The 20,693-nt window shown below is 71.4% G+C and carries 19 protein-coding genes; 7 read left to right on the forward strand and 12 right to left on the reverse strand.

The genetic code is table 11. From position 1 onward, the window contains the following. Positions 1–12 precede the first annotated feature (12 nt). Both ACFY5B_RS01640 and ACFY5B_RS01645 read left to right on the forward strand, forming a co-directional pair. Entirely contained in the window at positions 13–1,011 is a 999-nt protein-coding gene (locus ACFY5B_RS01640) for a GlxA family transcriptional regulator (RefSeq protein ID WP_389962975.1), read from the forward strand. After that, positions 1,008–1,499, forward strand: coding sequence for an LURP-one-related family protein (locus ACFY5B_RS01645; protein ID WP_344460791.1), 492 nt, complete (start codon positions 1,008–1,010; stop codon positions 1,497–1,499). The genes ACFY5B_RS01640 and ACFY5B_RS01645 overlap by 4 nt, the downstream gene beginning before the upstream one ends. Before the next feature lie 213 nt (positions 1,500–1,712). Here ACFY5B_RS01645 and ACFY5B_RS01650 read toward each other — a convergent pair whose 3' ends face one another. Continuing rightward, positions 1,713–2,510, reverse strand: coding sequence for a carbon-nitrogen family hydrolase (locus ACFY5B_RS01650; protein ID WP_389962978.1), 798 nt, complete (start codon positions 2,508–2,510; stop codon positions 1,713–1,715). Between the two features lie 181 nt (positions 2,511–2,691). On the opposite strand from ACFY5B_RS01650, the gene ACFY5B_RS01655 reads away from it, so the two are divergent. Both ACFY5B_RS01655 and ACFY5B_RS01660 read left to right on the forward strand, forming a co-directional pair. Continuing rightward, complete coding sequence (locus ACFY5B_RS01655) at positions 2,692–3,516, forward strand: maleylpyruvate isomerase family mycothiol-dependent enzyme (protein WP_389962981.1); 825 nt, start codon at positions 2,692–2,694, stop codon at positions 3,514–3,516. A 232-nt stretch (positions 3,517–3,748) separates the two neighbouring features. Then, complete coding sequence (locus ACFY5B_RS01660) at positions 3,749–4,483, forward strand: SAM-dependent methyltransferase (RefSeq protein WP_389962984.1); 735 nt, start codon at positions 3,749–3,751, stop codon at positions 4,481–4,483. Positions 4,484–4,489: 6 nt separating this feature from the next. Here the strand turns inward: ACFY5B_RS01660 and ACFY5B_RS01665 are convergent, their stop codons facing one another. Both ACFY5B_RS01665 and ACFY5B_RS01670 read right to left on the reverse strand, forming a co-directional pair. Then, positions 4,490–5,785 (reverse strand): nitrate/nitrite transporter, encoded by a 1,296-nt coding sequence (locus tag ACFY5B_RS01665; protein WP_389962987.1) that lies wholly within the window; start codon positions 5,783–5,785, stop codon positions 4,490–4,492. Next, entirely contained in the window at positions 5,782–6,432 is a 651-nt protein-coding gene (locus ACFY5B_RS01670; protein WP_389962990.1) for a GntR family transcriptional regulator, read from the reverse strand. The genes ACFY5B_RS01665 and ACFY5B_RS01670 overlap by 4 nt, the downstream gene beginning before the upstream one ends. Before the next feature lie 208 nt (positions 6,433–6,640). Between ACFY5B_RS01670 and ACFY5B_RS01675 the strand changes: the two genes are divergently transcribed. Then, positions 6,641–7,540, forward strand: a complete 900-nt coding sequence (locus tag ACFY5B_RS01675) for a D-alanyl-D-alanine carboxypeptidase family protein (protein ID WP_389962993.1) — start codon at positions 6,641–6,643, stop codon at positions 7,538–7,540. Between the two features lie 206 nt (positions 7,541–7,746). Here the strand turns inward: ACFY5B_RS01675 and ACFY5B_RS01680 are convergent, their stop codons facing one another. The 6 genes from ACFY5B_RS01680 to ACFY5B_RS01705 form a co-directional block, all read right to left on the reverse strand. Beyond that, positions 7,747–8,496, reverse strand: a complete 750-nt coding sequence (locus tag ACFY5B_RS01680; RefSeq protein WP_389963672.1) for a hypothetical protein — start codon at positions 8,494–8,496, stop codon at positions 7,747–7,749. Between the two features lie 144 nt (positions 8,497–8,640). Beyond that, complete coding sequence (locus ACFY5B_RS01685; RefSeq protein ID WP_389962996.1) at positions 8,641–10,875, reverse strand: glycoside hydrolase domain-containing protein; 2,235 nt, start codon at positions 10,873–10,875, stop codon at positions 8,641–8,643. A 248-nt stretch (positions 10,876–11,123) separates the two neighbouring features. Beyond that, entirely contained in the window at positions 11,124–12,581 is a 1,458-nt protein-coding gene (locus tag ACFY5B_RS01690; protein ID WP_389962999.1) for a dihydrolipoamide acetyltransferase family protein, read from the reverse strand. Between the two features lie 10 nt (positions 12,582–12,591). Continuing rightward, the gene (locus ACFY5B_RS01695) at positions 12,592–13,569 is read right to left on the reverse strand and encodes an alpha-ketoacid dehydrogenase subunit beta (protein ID WP_062928023.1); all 978 of its coding nucleotides are present in this window, start codon (positions 13,567–13,569) and stop codon (positions 12,592–12,594) included. A gap of 1 nt (position 13,570) precedes the next feature. After that, on the reverse strand, positions 13,571–14,767 hold the full coding sequence (gene pdhA / locus ACFY5B_RS01700) for a pyruvate dehydrogenase (acetyl-transferring) E1 component subunit alpha (protein ID WP_389963003.1): 1,197 nt from the start codon (positions 14,765–14,767) through the stop codon (positions 13,571–13,573). 395 nt (positions 14,768–15,162) lie between these two features. Continuing rightward, positions 15,163–16,755, reverse strand: coding sequence for a protein kinase (locus tag ACFY5B_RS01705; RefSeq protein ID WP_389963006.1), 1,593 nt, complete (start codon positions 16,753–16,755; stop codon positions 15,163–15,165). A gap of 357 nt (positions 16,756–17,112) precedes the next feature. On the opposite strand from ACFY5B_RS01705, the gene ACFY5B_RS01710 reads away from it, so the two are divergent. Beyond that, positions 17,113–18,759 (forward strand): protein kinase, encoded by a 1,647-nt coding sequence (locus tag ACFY5B_RS01710; protein ID WP_389963009.1) that lies wholly within the window; start codon positions 17,113–17,115, stop codon positions 18,757–18,759. A gap of 76 nt (positions 18,760–18,835) precedes the next feature. On the opposite strand, the gene ACFY5B_RS01715 is transcribed toward ACFY5B_RS01710, so the two are convergent. The 3 genes from ACFY5B_RS01715 to ACFY5B_RS01725 form a co-directional block, all read right to left on the reverse strand. Beyond that, positions 18,836–19,375: a bacterial proteasome activator family protein gene (locus ACFY5B_RS01715; protein ID WP_362043632.1), complete on the reverse strand. Its 540-nt coding sequence runs from the start codon at positions 19,373–19,375 to the stop codon at positions 18,836–18,838. 85 nt (positions 19,376–19,460) lie between these two features. Next, positions 19,461–19,688, reverse strand: coding sequence for a hypothetical protein (locus ACFY5B_RS01720; RefSeq protein ID WP_389963012.1), 228 nt, complete (start codon positions 19,686–19,688; stop codon positions 19,461–19,463). A 247-nt stretch (positions 19,689–19,935) separates the two neighbouring features. Further along, positions 19,936–20,334, reverse strand: coding sequence for a hypothetical protein (locus tag ACFY5B_RS01725; RefSeq protein ID WP_389963015.1), 399 nt, complete (start codon positions 20,332–20,334; stop codon positions 19,936–19,938). Here ACFY5B_RS01725 and ACFY5B_RS01730 point away from each other — a divergent pair. After that, entirely contained in the window at positions 20,285–20,530 is a 246-nt protein-coding gene (locus ACFY5B_RS01730) for a hypothetical protein (RefSeq protein ID WP_389963017.1), read from the forward strand. The two genes, ACFY5B_RS01725 and ACFY5B_RS01730, sit on opposite strands and share 50 nt — an antisense overlap. Positions 20,531–20,693 lie beyond the last annotated feature (163 nt).

Consider the following 20,693-nt stretch of genomic DNA (forward strand, 5'->3'; position numbering starts at 1 on the left):
TAGGAGTCGCACATGTCGCAAGGATCCTCGCAGCGCCCCCACAGGGTCGCCGTGATCGTGGACGAGGGCACCAATCCCTTCGAGGTCGGGGTGGCCACCGAACTGTTCGGGCTGCCCCGGCCGGAGCTGGGGCTGCCGTCGCCTCTGTACGAGGTGACGCTGTGCGCGCCCACGCCGGAGATCCGGATGAACCACGGGTTCTTCACGCTCACCGGCGTCCGGGGCCTGGACGCCGTGGCGGAGGCGGACACGCTGGTCGTCCCGGGCCGACCGGACAACGTCGTACCGCGCGCCCCCGACGTTCTCGACGCCATACGGCGCGCACACGTGCGTGGCGCCCGGGTCATGAGTTTCTGCACCGGCACCTTCGCCCTCGCGGAGGCCGGGCTGCTGGCCGGGCGGCGGGCTGCGACCCACTGGCGCTGGGCGGACGCCTTCCGGCGGCTGCACCCGGAGGTGCTGCTGGAGCCGGACGTGCTGTTCATCGACGAGGGTGATCTCCTCACCGCCGCCGGCAGCGCGGCCGCGCTCGACCTCGGGCTGCACATCTGGCGGCGTGACCACGGTGCGGAGATGGCCAACCACGTCTCCCGCCGGCTGGTGTTCGCCGCACACCGCGACGGGGGGCAGCGACAGTTCGTCGAGCGGCCGGTCCCGGAGGTGCGGGACGAGTCCCTGGCCCCGCTGCTGGCGTGGGCGCAGGAGCGGCTGGGGGAGCCCCTGGCGGTCGCGGACCTGGCCGCCCGAGCGCGGGTCAGCCCCGCCACGCTTCATCGCCGCTTCCGCGCACAGCTCGGCACCACCCCGCTGGCGTGGCTGACCGAGGAGCGCGTGGCGCTGGCCTGCCGGCTCATCGAGCGGGGCGAGGAGCGGATGGACGTGGTGGCGGCAGAAAGTGGGCTCGGAACGGCCGCCAATCTGCGGGCACGGCTGCGGCAGGTGACCGGGCTCAGCCCGTCGGCCTACAGGCGGCGTTTCAGGCCGGGCCGCGGGGAAGCCCTGGTGTCATGAGATTCCTCGTGTACGACCGGCTCCTCGGCTTCGGTGACGACTACTGGATCGAGGACGACCGCGGCAGCAAGGTGTTCCTCGTCGACGGCAAGGCCCTGCGGCTGCGGGACACCTGGGAGTTGAAGGACACCCAGGGGCGCGTCCTCGTCGACATCCACCAGAAGATGCTCGCCCTGCGCGACACCATGGTGCTCCAGCGCGGCGGGGAGCCGCTGGCGACGATCCGCAGGAAACGGCTGTCCCTGCTGCGCAACCACTACCGGGTGTCCCTGGCCGACGGCCACGAGCTGGACGTCAGCGGAAAGATCCTCGACCGGGAGTTCGCCGTCGAGTACGACGGTGAGCTGCTGGCCGTGATCTCACGGCGATGGCTGACCCTGCGGGACACCTACGGCGTGGACGTCGTCCGCGAGGACGCGGATCCGGCGCTGCTGATCGCGGTGGCCGTGTGCGTGATCCACCTGGCGGAGAAGGAGCGGGAGGACTGAGCCTGAGCCACCCGGGCGCTTGCTTCGAGAACCCGGGGCCGCCCTCAGAGCCCGCGCTCGCCCCCAGAGCCCGAGCCCGCCCTCAAGGGCCGCGCCCGTCCTCAAGGGCCGCGCCCGTCCTCAAGGGCCGCGCGTCCTCAAGGGTCGCGCCCGTCCTCAAGGGTCGCGCCCGTCCTCAGGGGTCGCGCCCGTCCTCAGGGGTCGCGCCCGTCCTCAGGGCCGGCGAGGAGGCTGGAGTCCCAGCAGTCGGTCCTTCAGCGCCGGGAACTGCTCCCGGGTGGTGGCGACCTTCCCCGGGTCGAACTCCACCGTGAGGACCTCCTCGCCGGCACCGGCCTGCGCCAGCACCTCGCCCCACGGGTCGACCACCATCGAGTGACCGGCCTGGGGAACCCCGGCGTGTGTCCCGGCCGTCGCGCAGGCGAGGAGGAACGACTGGTTCTCAACGGCCCGTGCCTGGGCCAGCAGCGTCCAGTGGGAGCGGCGGCGCTCCGGCCACCCCGCCGACACCACGAGCGTCTCCGCACCGGCGTCCACAAGACCGCGGAAGAGTTCGGGGAAGCGGAGGTCGTAGCAGGTGGACAGGCCCAGGGTCGTCTCGGGCAGACGCACCGTCACCAGCTCGGTACCCGCGCCCATCAGCACGGCCTCGCCCTTGTCGAAGCCGAAGCGGTGGATCTTGCGGTAGGCGGCGGCCAGGTCGCCGGAGGGGGAGAAGACGAGGGAGGTGTTGTAGAGCGGCCCGTCAGGGTCCCGCTCCGGGATGGAACCCGCGTGCAGCCACACGCCCGCGTCGCTCGCGGCCTTCGCCATCGCCTCGTACGTCGGCCCCTCGAGCGGCTCGGCCTCGCGCCCGAACTCCTCGTAGGCGAAGGCGCCCGTGGTCCACAGTTCCGGCAGGACGACGAGATCGGCTCCGGACTGCTCCCGGACCAGCGCCGCCACGCGTCGGCGGCGCGCTTCGACCGATTCGTCCTCGTTCACGGCAATCTGGATCACAGAGGCGCGCACACTACCACCGTCCTGGCATTCGAGCCGTCCACACGGGCCTACGATCGTCACACGAAAGCACTGCCGGGGTGCCTCGGAGCAGCGTAACTTAGCTCGCGAGACGCCCGCCGACAGCCGCCACCTCCCACTGGCAACGCCGCCACCACCTGCCCGTGACCGAACCGCCGAGGGGTCCCGTTCCGTGAGTCTGCATCCCGCCCTCCAGCCCTACGCCGACGCCTGGACCCACTCCATCGAAGCGATATCCGAGCTGCTCCAGCCGCTCCCGGAGGCCGAGTGGAACCGGCGGACGCCGTGCCCCGGGTGGTCGGTGCGGGACGTGGTCTCCCACGTCATCGGTCTGGACTGCGAGATGCTCGGCGACCCGCGGCCCATCCACAGCCTCCCGCGCGACCTCTTCCACGTCACCAACGAGCACCAGCGCTACATGGAGATGCAGGTCGACGTCCGCCGCCACCACACGGCACCGGAGATGACCTCCGAGCTGGAGTACGTGATCATCCGCCGCAACCGGCAGCTGCGGAACGAGTCGCGTGACCCGGGCACGAAGGTACGAGGGCCGCACGGCAGCGAGCTCACCCTGGAGGAGTCGATGCGGCGGCACGCGTTCGACGTGTGGGTGCACGAGCAGGACCTGCGCACGGCCCTCGGCCGGCCCGGCAACCTCGACTCCCCCGGCGCGCTGGTCGCCCGTGACGTGCTCCTCGGCGAACTCCCGCGCGTGGTCGCCGAGGACGCGCAGGCACCGCGCAGTTCGGCGATCGTCTTCGACGTGCACGGGCCCGTCGAGTTTCTGCGTACGATCCGCGTCGACATCCAGGGCCGCGGCACCCTGGAGACGGCCCCGGCCCTCGGCCCCGCCGCCACCATCACCCTCGACTGGGAGACGTACGTCCGTCTGGCCTGCGGCCGTGTGACCCCGGAGTCGGTCTCCGACCGCCTGAAGACAGAGGGCGACCCAGAGCTGACGGCGGCAATCCTGAACAACTTCACGGTGACGCAGTAGGGATCCCCCCTCCGCTGCGGGCATGCGTGCCGCCCCGCTGCGGGCATGGGTGCCGCCAGGAAGCCAGGGGCGGCACGGGTGGGCGTGGGGGTCCCCCCTGCTCGAGCGAAGCCGAGAGCTTGGGGGAGGCACCCCGCTACGCCGGGCTGCGGACCCACCCGCCCCCAGCACGAACGCCGAGCACCGAAAAACCCCGTGCCGCTGCCCCACAACCCCCGTAGCGTCCCCCGGCATGACCCCACCCCACCGCACCCGCCTCACTTTCCACGGCCCGCTCTCAGAGGCGAGGGCGGCCGACCTCGTACAGCGCCTCACCCGCCACCACCCCACCACCGTCCTGGACATCGGCTGCGGCGCGGGCGAGCTGATGCTCCGCGTCCTGGCCACTGCGCCGGAGGCGACCGGCACCGGCATCGACCTGGACACCGACGATCTGGCGCGCGGGCGGAAGGCCGCCGACGAGCGCGGCCTGGCGTCCCGGGTCCGGTTCCTGGAGGAGTCCGCCACCGGAACCACCCGGGGCCCCGCCGACCTCGTCCTGTGCGTGGGAGCGAGCCAGGCCCTCGGGGACGACCTGCCGAAGGCGCTCGCGGAACTCCGCCGCCTGGTCACCGACCGGGGCCGCGTCCTCCTCGGCGAGGGCTTCTGGGAGCGCACCCCCACTCCCGACGAACTGTCCCGCATGTGGCCGGACGCGGCCCTCACCGACCACCACGGCCTGGCGACGCTCATCGACCTGGCGATCGAGGCCGGGTTCCGGCCCGAGTGGACGGAGACCGCGAGCCTCGACGAATGGGAGGCGTTCGAGTCGGGGTACCTCGCGGACACCGAGGTGTGGCTCGCCGAGCACCCCCGTCACCCCCTGGCGGAGGAGACACGGCAGCGCGCCGACCGGCACCGGGCCCGGTGGCTCGCCTACCGCGGCATCCTCGGCCTCGCGTACCTCACCCTCGTACCGACCGCCTGACGGACGTCACACGGGCACGTGCACCGTCTCCACGCGGCTCGCCACCAGCCGCTCCCGCTCCCGCCGTTGCGCCCGCCCGCGCAGCCGCAGGATCTGGGAGACACCGACCGCCTGGAGCACGAACACCACCGAGAAGGCCAGGGAGTAGTCGTCGCCGGTGGCGTCCAGGAGGACGCCGATCGCCAGCAGCGTGGTCATGGAGGCCACGAAGCCGCCCATGTTGGTGATGCCGGAGGCGGTGCCCTGCCGTTCGGGCGGGTTGGCCGGGCGGGCGAAGTCGAAGCCGATCATCGACGCCGGTCCGCACGCCCCGAGCACCGTGCACAGCACGATCAGCAGCCACATCGGGGCGTGGGGGCCCGGGTAGGCGAGGGTCGCCGCCCACAGGGCCGCGGTCGTACCGACCGTGCCGAGCGCGAGCGGCAGCCTGGCCCCGTGGTGCCGGGCGACGATCTGGCCGTAGACCAGGCCCACCACCATGTTCGACAGGACGACGAGGGTGAGCAGTTCACCGGCCACCGCCCGGGACAGCCCCTGCGCCTCGACGAGGAACGGCAGCCCCCACAGCAGCAGGAACACCATCGCCGGGAACTGGGTGGTGAAGTGCACCCAGAGGCCGAGCCGCGTCCCGGGCTCCCGCCAGGAGGCGGCGATCTGCCGCCGCACGTAGGCCGCCCCCTGGTGCGGAAGCGGCTCGGGCTCCTGGCCCTCCGGGTGGTCCTTGAGGAACAGCAGCACCAGGACGAGCACCACGGCACCGGCGGCCGCGCTGCCCGCGAACGCCGCCGTCCAGCCGATGCCGTGCAGCAGCCGGGCCAGCACGAGCGTGGAGACGAGGTTCCCGGCCATGCCGACCAGGCCCGCGAACTGGGCGACCAGCGGCCCGCGCCGGGCCGGGAACCAGCGGCTGCCCAGGCGCAGCACGCTGATGAACGTCAGCGCGTCACCGCAGCCGAGCAGCGCCCGGGAGGCGAGCGCCGTGCCGTACGACGGGGAGAAGGCGAAGCCCAGTTGCCCGGCGGTGAACAGCACCGCGCCGAGCGCCAGCACCTTCTTGGTGCCGAGCCGGTCGACCAGCAGGCCGACGGGGATCTGCATGCCCGCGTAGACCAGCAGCTGGAGGATGGAGAAGGTGGACAGGGCCGAGGCGTTCACGTGGAAGCGGTCGGCGGCGTCGAGGCCGGCCACGCCCAGGGACGTGCGGAAGATGACCGCGACGAAGTAGACCGAGACGCCGACACCCCAGACGGCCAGGGCCCGGCGGCCGCCCGGCGGGTCGCCGGGTATCGCGACGGCGCTCATCGGACCTCCCCCCGGGCCAGGTGCGAGAACCAGCCGATGTGCCGGTGGACGAGGCCGACGGCGGCCTCGGCGTCACCGGAGCGCAGGGCGTCGAGGATCTCCTCGTGCTCGGCGAGGGTCTTGGCGATGCGGTCGGGGTGGGAGTGCATGACGGCGACGCCCATGCGCAGCTGGCGGTCGCGCAGCTGGTCGTAGAGGCGGGAGAGGATCTCGTTGCCGCCGCTGCGGACGATCTCGGCGTGGAAGCAGCGGTCGGTGACGGCGGCCCCGGCGAAGTCCCCGGCGACGGCCTGCTTCTTCTGCCGGGCCAGCAGCTCCTCCAGGCGCTCGATGAGCCCGGCCGGCGCGGGCACGGCCTTGCGCGCCGCGTGCTCCTCGACGAGCAGCCGCGTCTCGACGACATCGGCGATCTCCTGCGCGGAGACGGGCAGGACGAGGGCGCCCTTCTTCGGGTAGAGCCGGATGAGCCCCTCGGCCTCCAGCCGGAGCAGCGCCTCGCGGACCGGCGTGCGCGACACTCCGACGGCTTCGGCGAGCTCTCCCTCGGTGAGGAGGGACCCGCCCTCGTAGCGGCGCTCCAGGACGCCCTGTTTGACATGGGCGTAGACGCGGTCGGCGGCGGGCGGTTGCTTCACGGCCAGGGTCATGCGGACAGCATAGATACAACAGGTACGCATGCATGGATACGTCCAGTATGCGGACTTGAATGTCACACATCCGTGGCAAAGGGGGGATCCCCCTCGGCAACAGCACAACCACGTGTGCTAGTTACGAGTCAGACACGTGCGGCCCCTTTCCCCTCGTCCTCAACTCGGCCGCACCGTTGAGGCATTCGACGTAATCGGGGTACTTCACTTGATAACCGGCATTAAGGGCACTCGTCTCCGCAGAGCCGCGGCCGTCGCCGTCACCACCGGCGCCATGCTCGCGACCGGCGCCCTCACCGTCGCGCCGGCGCAGGCCGCCTCGGCGCCCTCCATCGCCGCCAAGGGCGGCTATGTGATGAACAACGCGACCGGCAAGTCCCTGTACACGAAGGCGGCCGACACGCGCCGCTCGACCGGCTCGACCACCAAGATCATGACCGCCCTGGTGGTGCTGAAGCAGTCGAACCTGAACATGGACAGCAAGGTCACGATCCAGAAGGCGTACAGCGACTACATCGTCGACAACAACTACGCGTCCAACGCGAAGCTGATCGTCGGCGACAAGGTCACCGTCCGCCAGCTGCTGTACGGGCTGATGCTCCCGTCCGGCTGCGACGCGGCGTACGCGCTCGCCGACAAGTTCGGCTCGGGCTCGACGCGCTCGGCGCGCGTGAAGTCGTTCATCGGCAAGATGAACACCACCGCCAAGAACCTGGGTCTGAAGAACACCCACTTCGACTCGTTCGACGGCATCGGCCACGGCGCCAACTACTCCACGCCGCGCGACCTGACCAAGCTCGCCAGCGCCGCGATGAAGAACTCCACGTTCCGCACGGTCGTCAAGACCAAGAAGTACACGGCGAAGACGACCACCAAGACCGGCGGTACGCGGACGATGGCGCCGTGGGAGAACACCAACCCGCTGCTCAGCAGCTACAGCGGCGCGATCGGCGTGAAGACCGGCTCCGGCCCGGAGGCGAAGTACTGCCTGGTCTTCGCCGCCACCCGCAACGGCAAGACCGTCATCGGCACGGTCCTCGCCTCGACCGGCCTGGACGCGCGCAAGGCGGACGCGACGAAGCTGCTCAACTACGGCTTCACCAGCTAGGGCGACGTCACAAGCAGGACGGCACAAGCGGGACGACAAGGGGGCTCCACCGCACACCGCGGCGGAGCCCCCTTCGTCATACGACCGTCTGCGTCATACGGCAGTGCCCGTCATACGACCGTCTGCGTCATACGGCAGTGCCCGTCATACGGCCGTCTTCGTCATACGGCAGTCCCCGCCATACGGAAGTCCCCGTCATACGGAGGTCATGCCGCGGTGCGCTGGCGGCGCTGCAGCGCCCGGGCCGCCTTGCGCCGGGCGCCCGACAGCACGTTCACCGGGGCGCCCGCACCGGCTCCCGGCTCCAGCTGCCAGCCGCGGATCCGCGCCGCGACCCGGACCAGCCGCTGGTCGTCCGGGCGAACGTCGATGCCGAACAGCGACTCGTCGGGCGTACGGTCGTCGCCGCCCCAGCGGACCACGCCGTCGAGCTCTGCGAGGATGTCGCGGATCACGACCTCCTGCTGCGGGAAGAAGCCGCCCCGGGCGCCGCGCGGATAGAAGCCGGGCCGGATCCGCACAGCCGTGCCGGACGCCAGATTGGACTCGGGCCGGCTCCTGGCGAGGCCGGCCGGGTCGTGCCATCCGACGACGTCGCCCCGGCGCAGCGGGTCGACCTCGTAGTGGAACCGGCGCACCAGGTGGACGAGGACGGTCTCCACATCGCCCATGCGCACGGCGACGCCGGTGAGCGGGGTGCCGGGGACGGGGCGGGTGTAGACGGTGCCGCCGTCGTCGGCGACGTTCTCCATCTCCCAGCCGTTGTGGGAGCGCGAGCCGGCCAGCACGCGCCGGGTCCGGTCCTGCGCGCTGCGCAGGGCGTCCCGTACCCGGGCCGGGATCGGGTTGTTCGCGTCGGCGTACGCCTGGGAGAGGAAATGGGACAGGGGGAGGGCCGCGACGCCCACGGCACCGCCGACGGCGGCGATACGGCCGAGCAGGGCACGGCGGGACAGGCTCCTGCGGTGGGCGGCGCCGGGCGCCGACGGTCTGCGGGAAAGGCGGGGGAGGCTGAGCTTCAACGGAGTCTCTTCCTGAGGTTCTCTGCTTGAGGGTCTCTGCTTGAGGTTCTCTGCTTGAGCTTCTCTGCGCGTACGCGCTCAGGCGTTGCGGAGGATGCTGTTGTACTTCTCGAAGATCTGGTAGACGGCCAGGCTCTGGTGCGTCTGGGAGTCCACGTCGGGGTCCCAGGCCCGGTAGCGGCGCAGAAGTTCGGTGATCTCGAACTCGACGAGGTCGAGGCGCATGGACCGCGGGGTGGTGACGCGGTCGCCGGGAGGCAACTGCCCGCCGGGCCTGCCGCGGGTGCCCCAGAGGTGGATCAGCGCCGCGGTGCGCACACTGAACGCGTTGTCCTTGTTCAGCTGCTGCCACACGGTCCACAGGTCGGCGTCCTTGGCCGGGTCACGGTGGTCACCGGTGGCGAAACCCCAGCCGATGCAGTGGTTCCAGGCCTGGATGGCGTCGGCCGCGCTGATCTCGCCGATGCCGGTGTGCGAGTCCTTGACGGAGCCCGAGCCCGTGAGGTGGTGGTCGGCGACCTGCTGGTCGGTGGACTGGGCGTCGAGGCCGTAGTCGCGCATGGCCCAGTAGACGACCGTCTGGATCAGCGCCTTGCGCATCGAGTACGTCTTCGACAGCTCGGTGATCAGCCCGTCCTGGTCCTGGATCGCCGCGACGGCCTGCGCGTTGGTGTAGAGCCGCGCGTCACCGCCGATGCCGCCCGTGTCGGGACGGCCGATCGACTGCATGTAGCGCGAGAGGTCGGCCCGCAGCGCCGGCACCTGGCGCTCGTCGAAGGCGACGTCCGGGACGGGGGGCCGCGGCCGGTCGAACGCATTCTGCCCGGTGTCGCGCCCCGAGGCGTTGTTCGCATCGACCTCGAACTGCCCGTCCCCGGAACCGAGGGTGCGGATCGCGAACTGGTCGTAGGCCCAGTCCGGCGGCAGCGGGTGCCCGGCGTTGCCCTCGAAGCCCGAGGACATGTCGGCGACGAAACTCGCGGTCGAGTAACCGGCCGCGCCGACCTGTGCACACACGTTGCGGGAGCCGTAGACCCCGATCTCGTACGGATGCCCGGAGTCCGCCATCGCCTCCTTGACGCCCTTGAAGTGGGGCAGGACGTTCGCGGTGATCTCGGCGTCGATCGCGTCGAAGTCGACGGCGAAGAAGATCCGTGTCCCCCGCCGGAAGCCGTGGTCGCGGGCGGCGTTGACCGCCGCGTACCCGGCGGTCCGCCCGGCGACGTAGTCGAAGTCCGAGGCGTCGTTGTTGACGGTCTGGTAGATCGGGAAGCAGCGCAGGCCCTGCTGGGCGATGGTGGCGAGCTCGCCCGGCTGGATGGCCTTCTCCGGCAGGGAGGTGGCACTCGGGTTGGTGAGGTAGCGCCCGACGTAGGTGATCCCGGCCGCCTTGAGCACGGCCGCCCGGGCCGGGGTGACCTTCGCGATGGTGTCGCAGGCCTTGGCGGGGCGGGACTGGTCGCCGAAGGACGCCAGCAGGGAGGCGAAGGTGGTGAAGTCGCCCTCCCCCGTGGCCGGGAGCGCCGCGAAGGTCTGGAAGGCCCGGACGGCAGCGGCGAGGGAGGAGTCGAAGGTGTCGGTGAGGGCGGCGGGGCGCCGGTTCAGGACCATCCCGGCGGAGAACAGCTGGACGAAGACGCCCTTGTCACCCTGCTTCACGGGATGCGCCTTCAACCCCGACTGGGTGCCGGGCCCGAAGTTGCCGTTGGCGGTGCCGTCGGCCATGCCCAGCTCGTACTGCACGCCGAAGAGCAGCGCCTTGGCGGTGTCCCGGGACACGAGCCCGTCACAGGCGATGACGAAGAAGTCCTGCCGGTTCACGTAGCGGCCGTTGAGCCATTGCTGGACGGCCCGCACCTGTCCGGTGCCCGAGGCGCCGGGGACGTAGGAGTCCATCGTCAGCAGTGCCTTGAAGACCTTGGGCGTCAAGGCGGCGCCGGGGTAGGCCTGTTCCACGCCCATGTCGGTCTTGAGCCGGGTCACGGCCTCCCGCACCCGGGTGCCGTACGTGCCGTCGAGGTCGCCGCCGTCGTAGCCCTTGCAGTACAGGCCGGCCTGGATGATGCGGCAGAAGTCGGGCGAGGGAACGGTGTCCGCGTCGAGCTTCGGGTACTTGGCGGTCAGGGTGGAGAGCGTGGTGGGGCCGAAGCTGTCGGAGAACGCCGTGATGCCCAGCTCGTACTGCAGGGCGCGGGTCAGGGCGTACAGGGTCGCCCAGTCGGCCTCGCCGGTCTCCTGCACGGTCGTGCCGGTACGGCTGCCGTAGACGGAGTTCACGAATCTCTGGGCTTTGAGCACCATCGCGTCGCGCATGGGGGGTTCACTCGCTTTCGAGGGAGTGACCGCGCCCGTCGCAGCCCGGAACCGGACTCCCCCGGGACGCCGGGCGAGTGGTCGATCTCGTGGTGAGCTTGATCGTATGTCCGGATAAACCGCTTACTGTGCGGTACTTGGGTGGGTTCCCGGAGATTGTTGTGATCCTCGGTGAACCGCTGGTTCACCCTCCGGACAGCACGCCGGCGGCCCCCCGCCCGAAGGGACAGGGGGCCGCCGCGGTCGGCTCACGCCCAGGTGATCAGGCGCTTGGGCTGCTCCAGGATCGCCGCCACGTCGGCCAGCACCTTCGAGCCCAGCTCGCCGTCGACCAGGCGGTGGTCGAACGACAGCGCCAGGGTGGTGACCTGACGGGGCTTCACCTTGCCCTTGTGGACCCACGGCTGCGGCTTGATCGCACCGACCGCGAGGATCGCGGACTCGCCGGGGTTGAGGATCGGCGTGCCCGTGTCGACGCCGAAGACGCCGACGTTGGTGATCGTCACCGTGCCGCCCTGCATCGCCGCCGGGGACGTCTTGCCGTCCCTTGCCGTCGACACCAGCTCGCCCAGCGACTCGGCCAGCTGCGGCAGCGTCTTGGCGTGGGCGTCCTTGATGTTCGGCACGATCAGGCCGCGCGGGGTCGCGGCCGCGATGCCCAGGTTCACGTAGTGCTTGACCACGATCTCCTGGGCGGCCTCGTCCCAGGACGCGTTGACGTCCGGGTTGCGGCGGATCGCGACCAGCAGCGCCTTGGCGATCAGCAGCAGCGGGTTCACGCGCAGCCCCGCGAACTCCTTGTCCGCCTTCAGCTCCTCGACCAGCTTCATCGTGCGCGTCACGTCGACCGTCACGAACTCCGTGACGTGCGGCGCGGTGAACGCCGAGCCGACCATCGCCGCCGCCGTCGCCTTGCGGACACCCTTGACCGGGATGCGGGTCTCCCGCGTGGTGTCGTACGACGCCGGAGCCTGGGCCACGGCCGGGGCGGGCGCGACCTGGGGCTCGGGGGCCGCCGGTACGGCCGCGGCGACCGCCGCGTGCACGTCCTCGCGGGTGATGATGCCGTCCGGGCCGGTCGGGACCACCGTCGTCAGGTCGACGCCCAGGTCCTTGGCGAGCTTGCGGACGGGCGGCTTGGCCAGCGGGCGCTCCCCGCCCGACGGGGCGGCCGGAGCAGCCGTGGCGGGCGCCGCCGGAGCGGGCGCTGCCGGGGCCGCCGGCGCGTGGCCGTTCAGCTCCGTCTGGATCGCCGTCGAGGCCTGCTGGACCGGGACCTCCGGGCCCTTGCGGGGGCGGCGGCGGGTGGACGAGGTCGCCACCCCGTAGCCCACCAGCACCGGCTGGCGTCCCGAGCCCGCCGCCTTCGGCTCCTCGGCGGGTGCGGCCGCCGCGGGGCGCTCGGCGGCCGACTGCTCGGCGGCGGGCGCGGGTGCGGCGCTGCCGCCGCCCACGTCCACCGCGATGATCGCCGTGCCCACGTCGACCGTGGTGCCCTCGGGGAAGTGCAGGTCCCGGACCACACCGTCGTACGGGATGGGCAGCTCGACGGCCGCCTTCGCCGTCTCGACCTCGCAGACCACCTGGCCGTCGGTGACCGTGTCACCGGGCTGGACGTACCACTTGAGGATCTCGGCCTCGGTGAGTCCCTCGCCCACGTCGGGCATCTTGAACTCGCGCACGGACGCTTCCGTCATCGTCGTCACGACCCTCTCCTCAGTACGCCAGCGAGCGGTCGACGGCGTCCAGTACCCGGTCCAGGTTCGGCAGGTACTCCTCCTCCAGGCGGGCCGGCGGGTACGGGGCGTGGTAGCCGCCGACCCGGAGCACCGGGGCCTCCAGGTGGTAGAAGCAGCGTTCCGTGATCCGGGCGGCGATCTCCGCGCCGGAGCCGAAGAACACCGGGGCCTCGTGGACGACGACCAGCCGGCGCGTCTTCTCCACCGACGCCTGGATCGAGTCGAAGTCGAGCGGGGAGACCGAGCGCAGGTCCAGGACCTCCAGGTTCTTGCCCTCCTCGGCGGCCGCGTCCGCGACCTCCTGGCAGAGCTTCACCATCGGGCCGTAGGCGGCCAGGGTCAGGTCGGTGCCCTCGCGGACCACCTGGGCCTTGTGCAGCGGGCCCGGGATCGCCTCCGCGTTGACCTCGCCCTTGTCCCAGTAGCGGCGCTTGGGCTCGAAGAAGATCACCGGGTCGTCGCTCTGGATGGCCTGCTGCATCATCCAGTACGCGTCCGACGCGTTCGACGGGCTGACGATCTTCAGACCCGCCACGTGCGCGAAGAGCGCCTCGGGCGACTCGGAGTGGTGTTCCACCGCGCCGATGCCGCCGCCGTAGGGGATGCGCACGACGACGGGGAGCTTGACCTTGCCCAGCGAGCGGGCGTGCATCTTCGCGAGCTGCGTGACGATCTGGTCGTACGCCGGGAAGACGAAGCCGTCGAACTGGATCTCCACCACCGGGCGGTAGCCGCGCAGGGCCAGGCCGATCGCCGTGCCGACGATGCCCGACTCGGCGAGCGGGGTGTCGATGACGCGGCTCTCGCCGAAGTCCTTCTGCAGGCCGTCCGTCACCCGGAAGACACCGCCGAGCTTGCCGACGTCCTCACCCATGATCAGGACCTTGGGGTCGGACTCCAGGGCGCGGCGCAGCGACTCGTTGATCGCCTTGGCCAGTGCCATCTTGTCGGCCATCTCAGTTACCCCCCTCGTCGGCGAACGACGCCTGGTACGCGGCGAACTGGGCGCGCTCCTCGTCGACGAGCGCGTGTCCGTCCGCGTAGGCGTTCTCGAAGATCGCGAAGTGGTCCGGGTCCGGCATGGCACGGACCGCCTCGCGCACTCGTTTGCCCAACGCCTCGGACTCGGCCTCCAGTTCCGCGAAGAATCCCTCGTCCGCGTGGTTTGAGGCCTCCAGGTACCGGCGAAGCCGCAGGATCGGGTCCTTGGCCTCCCATGCCTGGCGCTCCTCGTCGCCCCGGTAGCGGGTCGGGTCGTCGGAGGTGGTGTGGGCGCCCATGCGGTAGGTGAACGCCTCGACGAGGGTCGGGCCCTCGCCGCTGCGGGCCCGCTCCAGGGCCCACCGGGTGACCGCGAGGACGCCGAGCACGTCGTTGCCGTCCACCCGGACGCCCGGGAAGCCGAAGCCCTGGGCCCGCTGGTAGATCGGCACACGGGACTGCTTCTCGGTCGGCTCGGAGATGGCCCACTGGTTGTTCTGGCAGAAGAACACGACCGGGGCGTTGTAGACCGCGGAGAAGGTGAACGATTCGGCCACGTCGCCCTGGCTGGAGGCGCCGTCGCCGAAGTACGCGATCACCGCGCTGTCGGCGCCGTCCTTGGCGACGCCCATCGCGTAGCCGGTGGCGTGCAGCGTCTGGGAGCCGATGACGATCGTGTACAGCTGGAAGTTGTTGCTGTTGGGGTCCCAGCCGCCGTTGTTCACACCGCGGAACATCCCGAGCAGGTTGGCCGGGTCGACGCCGCGGCACCAGGCCACGCCGTGCTCGCGGTAGGTCGGGAAGACGTAGTCGTCCTCCCGGGTGGCCCGGCCGGACCCGATCTGGGCGGCCTCCTGACCGAGCAGCGACGCCCACAGGCCCAGCTCGCCCTGGCGCTGCAGGGAGGTGGCCTCGGCGTCGAAGCGGCGGGTGAGCACCATGTCGCGGTAGAGGCCGCGCAGCTCTTCCGGAGTGATACCGGCGACGTACTTGTCGTACTCGGCGTTCTTGACGCGCTTGCCCTCGGGCGTCAGCAGCTGCACGAGCTGGGGCTCGGTGCTCTTGGCGTCCTTCTTGGCAGGCGTGCGGGTGGTGCGCTTGGTGCCGGTGGTGCCGGCCTTGCTTCCGGCGCTGCGTCGCGGTGTGCGCGCGGCAGTGCTCTCCACGGTCACGTGTGCTCCTCCGTCGGTCCGGCCCCCGGGGTTGCCGGTAGGCCAGTGCGGCTCACCTGTTCTCGGCCACCGGGGCACGGGGTGGGTGCCGCTCAGCCGGGAACAGGCGTTGCAGGTGCCCCGGCGAGCGCCCTGCAGAAAGCACGTTACCCAGTGCGCCACATTTCTGTGAAACCCCACCTGACCTGCGATTTTGCTTGGATATCCAAGTAAATCGGAAAGGCGTGGAAGGGGCCCTGGTCACAGCCTTGCAGGAGGCCGGAGCAACCGCACGTTAACCCGGTGACCCAGGTCACGGGAAGAGTCCTCTTTTCGGCGTGCCCAAAACGGCACGCGCGCGTGGGCCCCGTCCCCGGGTCCCACGCGCGCGTGGATCATGCCGCTGAGCAGCGGGATCAGCCTGCGCCGCCGTCCGCGCCTCCGACGATGCCCTCCGTGGTGCCGCCGCCGTCGGCACCACCGGTGTCGTCGGTCGGGGTGCCCGGGTCGGTGGGCTCCTCGCCGGTCGGTTCGCCGGTCGGCTCCGCGCTGGTCGGGTCGTCCGTCGGCTCGCCGGTGGGCGAGGCGGGAGCACTCTGCGAGAGCGTGGGGGACGGCTTGTAGGTCGGCGTCCAGTTGCCGTTGCCCGAGCCGGTGCCGGTTCCGGTGTCCGTGTTCGTGTCGGTCGGCGCGCCGGTGTCCTCGTCGCTCGGGGTCTCGCTGGGCGTCTTCTTCTCTTCGGTCTGCGAGGCGGTCGGCTTCTGCTCCTTGCTCGGGCCGTCCTTGTCGCCGCCGGTGTTCTGCAGTGCCAGGGCGACGCCCGCGGCGATGGCGATCACCGCGAGCACGGCGAGGACCCAGAGCTTGCCGCGGCCGCTGCCCCTGTTGCCGTGGCCCTCGAAGCCGCCGTCGTCCCCGCCGCCGTAGCCGCCGGGCAGGATCGGCGAGGGGATCTGCGTGGTGCCGGAGACATCGGGGTGGCCCATCACGGCCGTCGCACCGGCGAAGCCGCCCGACGGGGTGTTCCGGCCCTCGTGCGCGGCGACGGGGCCGGTGTTCCAGGTGCCGGTGTGGCCGCCCTGGTCGTAGAGCATCTGGAGCGCGTACTGGACCAGACCGCGCATCTCCTCCGCCGTCTGGAAGCGGTCGTCGGGCTCCTTGGCGAGGGAGCGCATGACCAGGCCGTCCAGCTCCGGCGGGCAGGCGTCGGAGGCCTCGGACGGCGGCGTGGGGATGTCCTGGACATGCTGGTAGACCACGGACAGCGGGGTCTCGCCGGTGAACGGCGGACGCAGCGCGAGGAGTTCGTAGAGCAGGCAGCCCGTCGCGTACAGGTCGGAGCGGTGGTCGACGGCCTTGCCGAGCGCCTGCTCGGGGGAGAGGTACTGCGGGGTGCCCATGACCATGCCGGTCTGCGTCATCGTCGTGGACGCGCCGTGCAGGGCGCGGGCGATGCCGAAGTCCATCACCTTCACGGCGCCGTTGTGCGTGATGATGACGTTGGCGGGCTTGATGTCGCGGTGCACGATGCCGTGCTGGTGCGAGTAGGCGAGCGCCTCCAGGACGCCCGAGACGATGATCAGCGCCTGCTCGGGGCCGGGGGCCTCCGCGTTCAGCAGCAGGTCGCGGATGGTGCGGCCCTCGACGATCTCCATGACGATGTACGGCACGGACTGGCCGCCGACGAAGTCCTCGCCGGAGTCGTACACGGCGACGATCGAGTGGTGGTTGAGACCGGCCACCGACTGGGCCTCGCGCGTGAAGCGCGCCTTGGACACCGGGTCCTCGGCGAGGTCGGAGCGGAGCAGCTTGACCGCGACGGTGCGTCCGAGACGGACGTCCTCGGCTGCGAACACCTCGGCCATGCCGCCCCGGCCGAGTCTGCGGGTCAGCCGGTACCGGCCGTCCCCGACCAGTCCGCCGTTCCCCCAGGACTCCGGCGCCTCCGACATGCCGCCGCCAGTGCCCTCGGGGTCGGACGGGCCCTGAGCGCGCTGCTGCTGTGCCATCAGTCCTCGCCGTCGTTTCTGCCCGCGGTGCGCGCGGTGTTGTTACGGTCTCCGTCGGCCACGCTACAGCCTCCGCGCAAGCCTCCGGCCCGAGAAGGGGCACCGGGACCGGCACGAGACGGACCGGCCATGAAACCTTCACTCCTTACCGTCGTGCAAATTCTGTGTCCCGGCCGTACGCCCCCGGTAACGCTTCCGCGACGCTTCTTTCGCGTACGGTCACGGAACGGGCACCGAGCTTGACGTGTCGGTGCCCTGGGGCAGACTTGGCCGGGAATGGCGGTCTGGATCAACGACGGATCCGCGGCGGATCAGCGCAAGTCGGCGGCGCCTCAAGGGCTACGGGGGAAACGGAACATGAGCCAGGACGGCGCACAGGGCCAGCACGCGGGGCGGGCGCTCGCCGGCGGCCGCTATCAGCTGCGTGACCTCCTCGGCCAGGGTGGCATGGCCTCGGTGCACCTCGCGTACGACAGCGTGCTCGACCGGCAGGTCGCCATCAAGACACTTCACACGGATCTCGGACGGGAACAGGCCTTCCGCGAGCGGTTCCGCCGCGAGGCCCAGTCCGTGGCCAAGCTCACGCACACCAACATCGTGTCGGTCTTCGACACCGGCGAGGACACCCTCGACGGCATGACGACGCCGTACATCGTCATGGAGTACGTGGAGGGCCGCCCGCTCGGCTCGGTCCTCGACGAGGACGTGCGGCAGCAGGGCGCGATGCCCGCCGACAAGGCGCTGAAGATCACCGCGGACGTGCTGGCCGCGCTGGAGATCAGCCACGAGATGGGCCTGGTCCACCGCGACATCAAGCCGGGCAACGTGATGATGACCAAGCGCGCCGTGGTCAAGGTCATGGACTTCGGCATCGCGCGCGCCATGCAGTCCGGTGTGACGTCGATGACGCAGACCGGCATGGTCGTCGGAACGCCGCAGTACCTCTCGCCGGAACAGGCCCTCGGCCGCGGTGTGGACGCCCGCTCCGACCTGTACTCGGTCGGCATCATGCTGTTCCAACTGGTGACCGGGCGGCTGCCGTTCGAGGCGGACTCGCCGCTGGCCATCGCGTACGCCCACGTGCAGGAGGAGCCGCCGGTTCCGTCCTCGGTCAACCGCTCCCTGCCCCCGGCCGTGGACGCGCTGATCGCCCGCGCGCTGAAGAAGAACCCGAACGAACGCTTCCCCAGCGCCGAGGCCATGCGCGACGAGTGCCTGCGGGTGGCCGCGTCCTTCCAGGCCGCGCCGCCGAGCATCGTCCCGGGCACCCAGGCCCCGAGCGGCGCGGGCGTCGGCTCCGCCGTGTTCCCGCCGGTCGACCAGGCGACCCCGGCGCCCTCGGGCCAGGTGCAGACGCCGTACCAGCCGACCCCGCCCCCGAACCCGTACGGCACACCCGCCCCGACGGGGCCGAACCCGGCGTACGGCTATCCGCAGCAGGGCGGCTACCAGACGCCGTCCCCGGCGGGGTACTCCCCGCAGCCCGGACCGTCGACGACGACGCCGCCGTACAACCTGTCGCCCCAGACCGCGACCGCCTCCTCCGGCGGTGGCAGGAACAACAAGCCGGTGATCATCGGTTCGATCATCGTGTCCGTCGTCGCGGTCGGCGGCCTCGTCACGGCCCTGCTGCTGAACGGCGGCGGCGAGGACGCCAAGGGCGGCGACAACGGCGCGATCCCCTCGGCGTCCGCGGAGAAGAAGCCCGGCTACCGCGGCCCGGACACCGCGAAGACGATCGACTCCGAGGAGTGCACGGAGCCGCGGGAGTCGTACAACGACCCCGACAAGATCAAGATCCCGGACTTCAAGTTCAAGAACATCAAGTCGGTCAAGGCCTGTCTCCAGGCCGCCGGCTGGGAAGTGAACGAGAAGAAGGTCGACGAGAACACCTACGGCGACGGCACGGTCATGAACCAGTTCCCGTCCGCCGACACCGACGTCGACCCGAAGGACATGCCCGAGATCGAGCTCAGCGTCTCGACGGGCAACCCGCCCTACTGAGGTCCCCCGACGCGCGGAAGGGCCCGGCGGCTTCGGCTGCCGGGCCCTTCGTCCACTCCGTGCGGCCTGCGGCCGTCTACAGGTAGGGGCCGCCGGACCGGCCGCCCGGGTGCTGCTCGTCGAGGCCGTCGCCGACTCCCGGCGGGAGGGCGCGGCGCATCTGCTCCAGCTGGGCACGCGCCGCCATCTGCTGGGCGAACAGCGTCGTCTGGATCCCGTGGAAGAGCCCCTCCAGCCACCCGACGAGCTGGGCCTGCGCGATGCGCAGCTCGGAGTCGCTGGGGGTCGTCTCGTCCGTGAAGGGCAGGGAGAGCCGCTCCAGCTCCTCGACCAGCTCGGGCGCCAGGCCGTCCTCCAGCTCCTTCACCGAGCTGGCGTGGATGTCCTTGAGCCGGACCCGGCTGGCCTCGTCGAGGGGAGCCGCGCGCACTTCCTCCAGCAGCTGCTTGATCATGCTGCCGATCCGCATGACCTTCGCGGGCTGCTCCACCTGTTCCGTGACCGGGGTCTCGCGGGAGTCCTCGTCTGCGCTGCCGCCACCGAGCGCCATGCCGTCCTGGCCCACGACCAGGATCTGCGGGTTCTCCGACGACCGTTCGTTCCTCGGCATCTCCATGTCGCCATTCTGTCGCACGCCTGCACCTCACCTCCGTGGTGCCCCCACAGGAGGCTGATCCACCGCGCTGGAGGAGACGAGTCGGTCACGCTTCGGGTTGCTCCGGCGAGGGCGCTTCCTCTTCGCGGGTGAACCGGAGCAGGCGGGCCTCGCAGTGGTCCGGCCGACGGACCTCGGCCTCGTCCTGGAAGACGAGCTGCTCCCGGACGAGCAGCCGGGCCGGCTCCCCCGGGTGCTCCGGGCCTGGAGGGCTCCCCAGCGTGCTCCGGGCCCGGAGGGCTCCCCAGCGTGCTCCGGGGCCGGGCCTCGGCACGCAGGCGCACATGGTCGTGCATTCCCCCGGCCACATTCCGTCCGTCGGCCGAACCCGGAGTGCCGGGAGCGCGGGGCAGTGTGAGGCTGATTGCCACTATATGACCGAACTTGCCGTTTCTGCCCTACCGGGCACGGCGGGAGGGGGTCACCCCCGTGACTCCATGGCTACGCGCGCTGCGGGCGACGGGAATGATCCTCGCCCTGGGGGCCGGCGCAGCCGTCTCACCCCTCGGATCCGTCCCGTCCTACGGGGCTGCCCGCACGTACGACGAGGAGACGGGCTCGGCGGACTCGGCGAAGCCGGAGGAGGCGTGGAACGCGGGGTCCGGGACCCTCGCCACCCCCTCGCCCGGGCCCGCCTCATCGGCCCCCTCCGCCCCGCCCACACCGTCGTCCCGTCCGACGGCCTCGTCCCGGACGGCTCCGTCGTCCCGTTCCACCCCGTCGCCCCGGACGGCTTCCTCGTCCCGGTCCGCCCCGTCCCCCCTGGCCGCCCCCTCGGCCCGGGCGGCTTCCCCGGCCGCGGCGGCGAGGGCGACCCCTTCCGACGCCGGTGCGCCCTCGCGGGCCGGGAGCAGGGCAGGAGAGGGCCGGGTGCGGCCGGGACGGCCGGAGGCGGAGGAGGAGCCGGGCCTCTCCGACACCACGGCCCTCCCCGAGGAGCCGCGGGAGACCGACCCGGTACCCGCGACTGCGTCGGAACAGCCCGTACGGGAAGCCGCGACCGCGGAACGCCCCGTCGGCCAGGTCCTGCGCATCCTCCCCTTGGGCAGCGGCCTGGTCCTGATCGGCCTGGGACTGGCCCTGGCGTTCGTGGCGCTGCGGCTGCGGCGGGTGTAGGGCGCGTCCGCCGAGTCCCGTCGTCCGCCCGGAGGGCGGGGACGGGACCTCACGGACACGGCCTGAGAGGCGGACCGGGCAGGCCGGGCGGGCCCGGCGAGTCTCAGGCGCCCTGAGGGGCGGACCGGGCAGGCCGGGTGGGCCCGGCGAGTCTCAGGCGCCC

The sequence above is a fragment of the Streptomyces sp. NPDC013187 genome (genome assembly GCF_042899705.1).
Lineage (GTDB): Bacteria > Actinomycetota > Actinomycetes > Streptomycetales > Streptomycetaceae > Streptomyces > Streptomyces hawaiiensis_A.